This is a genomic window from Paenibacillus soyae, assembly GCF_024623455.1.
GTDB lineage: Bacteria > Bacillota > Bacilli > Paenibacillales > Paenibacillaceae > Pristimantibacillus > Pristimantibacillus soyae.
This window is the reverse complement of record NZ_JANIPJ010000022.1, coordinates 118,426-125,368: the sequence shown is the minus strand read 5'-3', so window position 1 is coordinate 125,368 and position 6,943 is coordinate 118,426. Positions and strand designations below refer to the sequence as shown.

The 6,943-nt window shown below is 51.6% G+C and carries 5 protein-coding genes and 1 rRNA gene; all 6 read right to left on the bottom strand.

Going from position 1 to position 6,943, the window contains the following annotated elements:
* A 16S ribosomal RNA gene (locus NQZ67_RS24605) occupies nucleotides 1-125 on the bottom strand; the annotation flags it as partial.
* Nucleotides 126-523: 398 nt separating this feature from the next.
* A complete protein-coding gene (locus tag NQZ67_RS24600; protein ID WP_257451191.1) occupies nucleotides 524-1,717 on the bottom strand; it encodes a response regulator transcription factor in 1,194 nt (397 codons plus the stop codon).
* The gene (locus NQZ67_RS24595) at nucleotides 1,695-3,575 is read right to left on the bottom strand and encodes a sensor histidine kinase (protein WP_257451189.1); all 1,881 of its coding nucleotides are present in this window, start codon (nucleotides 3,573-3,575) and stop codon (nucleotides 1,695-1,697) included. Before NQZ67_RS24595 ends, NQZ67_RS24600 begins: the two co-directional genes overlap by 23 nt.
* 25 nt (nucleotides 3,576-3,600) lie before the next feature.
* Nucleotides 3,601-4,434 (bottom strand): carbohydrate ABC transporter permease, encoded by an 834-nt coding sequence (locus NQZ67_RS24590; protein ID WP_257451187.1) that lies wholly within the window; start codon nucleotides 4,432-4,434, stop codon nucleotides 3,601-3,603.
* Nucleotides 4,435-4,452: 18 nt separating this feature from the next.
* Nucleotides 4,453-5,346 carry a carbohydrate ABC transporter permease gene (locus NQZ67_RS24585; protein WP_257451185.1) on the bottom strand — a complete coding sequence of 298 codons (894 nt, stop codon included), beginning with the start codon at nucleotides 5,344-5,346 and terminating at the stop codon, nucleotides 4,453-4,455.
* A gap of 67 nt (nucleotides 5,347-5,413) precedes the next feature.
* Nucleotides 5,414-6,760, bottom strand: coding sequence for an extracellular solute-binding protein (locus NQZ67_RS24580; RefSeq protein ID WP_257451183.1), 1,347 nt, complete (start codon nucleotides 6,758-6,760; stop codon nucleotides 5,414-5,416).
* Nucleotides 6,761-6,943 lie beyond the last annotated feature (183 nt).

Here is a 6,943-nt window from a genome sequence, read left to right as displayed (position 1 = left end):
GGTTACCTACGTGTTACTCACCCGTCCGCCGCTAACCTTACCCCGAAGGGTAAGATCCGCTCGACTTGCATGTATTAGGCACGCCGCCAGCGTTCGTCCTGAGCCAGGATCAAACTCTCCATAAAAGAAGTTTTCTTACTTGGCAGAGCCAATGAGAAAATCTTCAAAGTTAGTTTGAAAGCTCATTACTTAACTAGCTTGGAGTTTAAACTCCACGAAGCTTTTCGCGCTTGGCGAACCAATGCGAAACTCTTCATTTGACATATCGCTCATTGTTCAGTTTTCAAGGAACAAAGTTTGTTTCGTTATCCTGTCGTTTTTGGCGACAAGAAAGATCTTATCACATTTCATTTCTAAAAAGCAAGTACTTTTTTAAAATAATTTTTAATTGCTTTTTATAAATGTCCACCATCTCGTGGCGGAATGTTATCTTAACACACTTCTTTTCTTGTAATCAACCGACAATATTATCCAGACGAATAAAGCCTCAAACGGTCCGTTCGAGGCGAACACTCGGCGGTCACTAATTAGGCCATGCTTGAATCTTCTCCGATCTGTAATGGCTGGGCGTACAGTCGAAATGCTTGCGGAACACCTGCGTAAAATGGCGAACATCGGGATAACCCGCAAGCTCGGCGATGCGAGTAATCGTCAGCTCGGGATTCCCGAGCAGCTCTGCCGCTTTATCCATTCGCAGATTAGTCAAATATTCTTTGTAGCCAGTCCCCGTCTTCTGCTTGAACAGCTTGCTGAAATAGACCGGGTTCAAATAAACGATGGAAGCGACCAGCTCGAGGGACAGGTTGTCTTGGAACTGGCTCTTCATATATTGGATCGCGATATCGATGACGTCGCCTTTCCCTCGGCCCTCCGCGCCGTCATCCTTATCCTTGTCGTGAACCGTCCCCGTCGACGTGTGGAATTTGCGGATTTCGGAAGGGATCGCATTGAAATCCTCCAACTCCTCGCTCATATACAGCTGATACGGAACCTTCAAGCAATAATCCAAATGCTCCGCGGCGCTTTTACGGAATGCGCCCGCCAATACGTCTTCTTTCAACGTGACGACGCCAACAAGGAAATCGCCGTCCATATTGACGATGAACCCCTTGCCGTTCTGAAGGATATACTCCGTCATGACGTTCTCCACAATAAAGTTGCGCAGCGAGAGCTCCGAATTACTCTCCAGCTTAACCGCCAGCAGATGAAAACGGTCATGCTCCGCTCGTATGGAGCTTAAGTCGAAACGGCCGATGTCCAGCCCCTGAATCCATCTGCGGAACACGGCCTCCCGTAGATAATTCAGATTCAGCTCAAGTATGCCGGAATCATGCGGCTCCGACTGCTCCCGCTTCCATTCTTCATATAGTGCGGTCACGGATTTAACGATCTGCTCTTTGCCGAACGGCTTCAAGATATAATCCTCGGCGCCGAGTCGAAGCGCCTCCTGGGCATAAGCGAATTCGGAATGCGCCGACACGACGATCCAATGAATGCCCTTATGTTTTTTGCGGGCTTCCGCGAGGAGCTCGAGACCGTTCATCCCAGGCATCATGATGTCCAGAAACACGACGTGAACCCGTTCGTCCATCAGAACGCCGAGCGCCTCCGCCGCCGATGCCGCCGTGCTGACGCGAACGTCATCGAACGCGCCGTTAACGGTTCTTCTTAAGCCGTCTCGTATCGTTCGTTCGTCATCTACGACCAATATGTGCATCTTTATCCTCCTTCGCCGTAATCGCCTTCGACATATCCGGAACCATGATCGTGACGCTCGTGCCGACGTTCACTTCGCTTTCGACGCGAAGGCCGTAGCCCGCTCCGTATTCCAGCACCAAACGGCGATGAACGTTCAGAAAGCCGACACCCGAACCTTGGGAATGACCGTAGATAGCCGGTTCCACGGTTAAGCTTCTGCGCTCTTCCTCCAGCAGATCATCCCATTCCAGACGTTCCGCGCGCTTAAGCGCCTGCTTCAACTCCTCCAGCTTGTGCTTCGGAATGCCCGCGCCGTTGTCTTGAATATGGATTTCAATCGTCTGTCCTTCGCGTGCCGCCGTAATCGAAATCATGCCTTCACCTTTGTAAGCCGATAGCCCGTGGATGACCGCGTTCTCGATAAGAGGCTGCAGCGTCATCTTCGGCATCGTCGCGGACAGCAGCTCGTCGTCAATCCGATGCTCGACATGGATGCGGCCGTCGGATCTCGCGCTGATGATCGTCATGTAATGGCCGATCTGCTCCAGCTCGCTCTTCAGCGTAGCCACGGCATCCCGCCAGTCGCTGCTGTAGCGGAACATGCGGGACAACGACAGTACGAGATTGGCTAGCTTCTCGTTCTCCTGCTCGTCGAGCAGCCAATAAATCATGTCGAGCGTGTTGTATAAGAAGTGGGGATTCACCTGCGATTGCAGAGCATGAATCTGGGCGTTCTTTTCACTCGCGGTGGCCACCTTGTTCCGGTCCATCAACCCGTTGATTTCGCTGATCATCCGGTTGAAGTGCGTGTTCAAATAATTGATTTCGTCATAGGAGCCTTCCGCCTGAATCTTCGTTGTCAAATCGCCCCGCTCCACCCTTCTCATATCCTGCACGATCGATTTGATCGGCTTCGATACGGAACGGGACAACACAAAGGCAATCACGATGGCGAGCACGATTATGGCAAAGGTCACGATGAAAAAATAGCGGTTGGCCGCCGCCTGCTCCAGCCTTGCCACCGGCTTCGGCGTAATCGTAAGCAGCTTCCAGCCCAGCTTCGCATCCTGCGCCGTGATGATCAAATGACCCCCGTCGCTTACATCCTTGGCCTGCTCACGGAACGTATACCGGGACAAATCGGTTAACTCCTTCATCTCCTTGGTATCCACGGGCTCGTTAGGATGCGAAGAAACCAGAAGCGCATCCGACGCCGAATAGACGTAGGTACGGCTTTCTGGTTTGATCATCAGGTTATTCATGGAGGAGATGAACGTTCTCGGGTTGGCTTCGATAATAAGAACGCCGATCGGCCGGCGCGTCACCAGATTCGTCATGAGCCTTCCGAATGTGAAGACGGGGTCATCGCGGACCGTAAGCGATTGTTCGCCCATCATGCCTCCCCACGTGAGCTGGCCGCCGGACGCTTGAACCTCGCGAAGAAATTCTCCTTCCAGAAAATCAGGGTTAATCCCATGCGTCGTCGATTCATAGCTGTAGACATTGCCGACCGGCGAAATCACATGGATCCCCTTGATGTCGTTATAGCTGTAGAAGATCGTTCCGAGCGCGCCCATCATAAGCAGCTGCTTGTTGAACTCGTCCATTGCGGTCGGCTCCTCCCTGGAGAGGAGGCGCTGGATCTCCGCGTTGCTCATAATCGATTTCGCCAGACTATCATAGCCTCTTGCCAGCAGCGAGAAATTATCCATCGCCTGCGATACGTTCCGTTCCGCTGCTTCGCCTACCCGGTAGTCAATTTGCTGGGCCGTATATTGATAGAACACCGCCGTCAGCCCGATAACCAGCACAAGCGTGGACAGCAGAATCCACATCAGCAGACGCGCGCGAAACGTATTCAGCCTGAGACTGTTCAAGATGGTTCCTCCCTGCGCGCAACCCTTATCCTTTGACCGCGCCTGCTACCATGCCCTTCGTGATCTTGTCCGAAAGGATGAAGTATACGATGACGACCGGCAACGCTCCAAGTACAAGGTAGGCCCCGATCGCGCCGTAATTGGCGTTATATTGGCCGACGAAGCTGTTAAGACCGAACGGAAGCGTCTTGAGCCCATCGGAGGACAGAAAGATTGCCGCAATAATATATTCGTTCCAGATCGAGATAAACGTAAGTATCGTGACGGTCATAATCGGAGGTACCATAACGGGAAGTATAATGTTAAAGAAAATACGATATATATTGGCGCCGTCGATCATCGCGGATTCTTCGATTTCGGTCGGGATGCCCCTCAGAAACCCGGAAAGGATAAACACCGCGATCGGGATCGAGAAAGCAACGTAAGGAATAATAATGGAGAGATGCGTGTTAAGCACGCCCATATTTTTGAAAATAATCATGAGCGGAAGCAGCGTCGACTGGATCGGGATCATGATTCCGATCAAGAACACCAGCATCACCGCGTTGCCGTAACGCCATTTGAACCTCGTAATCGCATAGGATACCATCCCGCTGAACAGGATCGTCAGGACAAGCGTAATCCCCGTTACAAAAATGCTATTGCCAATATACTTTAAATAGCTCCCGGATGTAAACGCGTCAACATAGTTCTGCCAAACCCATTCTTTCGGCAGGGCAAAAAACTGGCCGGACATAATTTCGCTGTTCGTCTTGAAGGAATAGAGCAGCAGCCATAGCAGCGGGTAAAGCTGCGTAACCGCCAATATCCCCATGATGATCCATGCGCCCGCGCGTCTTAAAGAACGAAAATCCTTCATCGTATTCTGCTCCTTTCTCTAAGAGGCGGCTTCTTCAGCGCGTTTGAACGCCAAGTTCAACAATACCGTCATAACCAAGCAGAAGATGACGAGGAACGTGGAGATTGCGCTGCCGTATCCGTATTTGAACGTTACAAAAGTCATGTTGTACATATGCGTCGAGATCACTTCGGTCGTATTCGCGGGTCCGCCGCCCGTCATGACGACGATCAAGTCGAACGCTTTGAGCGAGCCGATTACGGCAAGGACCGTCGACACTTTAATAACCGGAGATAACAGCGGAAGCGTGATGTAGCGATCCGCTTTGAAGCCCTCCGCTCCGTCGATGCTCGCGGCTTCATAGATGTCTGTCGAAATATTTTGAACCCCGGTAAATTGAATGAGGACGTGGTAGCCGATATACTGCCAGAAAATAACGAAGCAAAGCGCGAAAATCGCAACCTCCGAGTCCGCCAGCCAGGTTTTTGTCCACGATTCCAGTCCGAACGTTACCAGCATCTGGTTAATCATGCCGCCAAGCGACGCCGGATTATAGATGGCCTTCCATAGCTGTCCGATAATAACGACCGACAGAATGACCGGCAGGAAATAGCTGGACAACAGGAAATTCGCTCGCCTCACGTAACGGCTTAACAAGACGGCGATGACGATCGCAATCGGAATTTGGAGCAGCGACGCACCCGAAATATACAGCGTTCTCAGGACGGACGGCCAGAAGATCGGATCCTGGGTCAGCATGACTCTGAAGTTCTCGAAGCCGATGAACTTCTGCTCGCCCATTCCCGCCCATTCCATGAAGGAATAATAAACCGATACGATAATCGGGGCAAATACAAAGGCTAAATAAAATAACAAACAGGGAAGGACGAACACCGCTAACGTCCATTTTCCTACTCGCAATACTCCGTTCACTAGCTTTCCCTCCCGCGCTAATCAGTGGCAAAGGGAACCTTTCGGCTCCCTTTGCGTCACGCTGCATTTATTTTTTGTTGAGCTCCCAAGTTTTTTGATGCTCGGCAGCCAGCTCTTCCACGTTGACGTCTTTGATCAGCAAGCTTTGCAGGCCGGTCAGGTGCGTTTGAGTCGTTGCAGGCTCGATGACATTGTCAAAGTTCATGTCGCCGCCTTGCACTTCATTGAAACGAGCCAGTGCGTCGATCGCAAGATCGGAGTAGCCTGCAGCTTTGAAATCGCCTTCTACTTTTTGCGCCAAGCCTACGGCCGCTTTTTTCTCGAATGCGACTTTCGGATAGTTAACCAGAAGGTATCTCAGGAATTTCTTCGCTTCATCCAGGTTTTCGCTGTTGGCGCCAAGCGCGTACGCCGTACCCGGAGCTACTACATAGTCTTTAGCGTTACCTTTGCCGCCAACGGTCGGGAATGGCAGGAAGCCGACTTTGCCGCCTACAACCTCGGAAGCGTCGATTGCGGAAATTTCCCAAGTACCCATGAAGTACATCGCCGCTTTTCCGTCGCGGAACTGCTGGGAAGCCGTGTTGTTGTCGTATGTCGCAGCGCCTTCTTGGTAAGCGCCGGCTTGAATCAGATCCTTCGTTTTTTGCAGCGCTTCTACGAATACCGGATCCGTGAATTGCTTGTTGCCCGCTACAACGTCGTCCAGGAACTTCGGCCCGCCGTTGACGCGCTGAAGAATGTTCGTGAACATGAAGGAAAGAGGCCATTTGTCTTTGCCGCCGAGCATCATCGGAGCGATGCCCGCTTCTTTGAATTTAGGGAAGGAAGCGATAAGATCCTCGAAAGTCGCCGGCTCGGAAACGCCTGCTTTCTCGAACAGCTCTTTGTTATAGAAGATACCCGCAAGGTTCATGTTATAAGGCAGCGCGTAAAGGTTGCCGTCGAACGAGTAGTAGTCCAGAATGCCTTCCAGGAACGTGCCTTTGAGCTCGGCGTCTTCAAGCATATCGTTGAGCGGCGCAAGCACTTTGCCATCGGCGAAAGGCTGCAATTGGGCGCCTGGGTTAACCATCGTAATGTCGGCTACTTCGCCGGAAGCCGCTTGTGTCTTCAGCTTCACCTTTTGCTGCTCGGTATCCAGACGGTCCCACTCGATCTTAACGTTCGGGAACTCTTTCATATAATTATTGACGATCTCTTCTTCCACTTGGTATTGAGGAGTCGACTTATCGGTTTGGATCGTTTGAAGCGTCAACGTTACTTTTTTGCCTTCCGTCGCGTTGCCGCCGGATGGCGCATTGGTCGCGTCGCCGCCGGTATTATTGTTTGGTGCGTTGTTGCCGCCGCAAGCCGTAAGAGCTACGGTCAATGCCGTCGCCAGCACGAGGCCGATCGCGCGTTTTTGGTTCATTTTTTTATCCCCCTCGAGATTGTGATCGCTTACAGTTCGGGTTCAAAAAGTCCAGTTTTCAGCACCGAGAAGATCGGATAATGCTAGAAACTGAGGAGCGGAGCGTAGTGGGAGCTACGTGAGCACCTGCAATGTTTCCGGAGGAAACATACTTCGAAAGCATTCGCTTGTTTCGGCTGAACT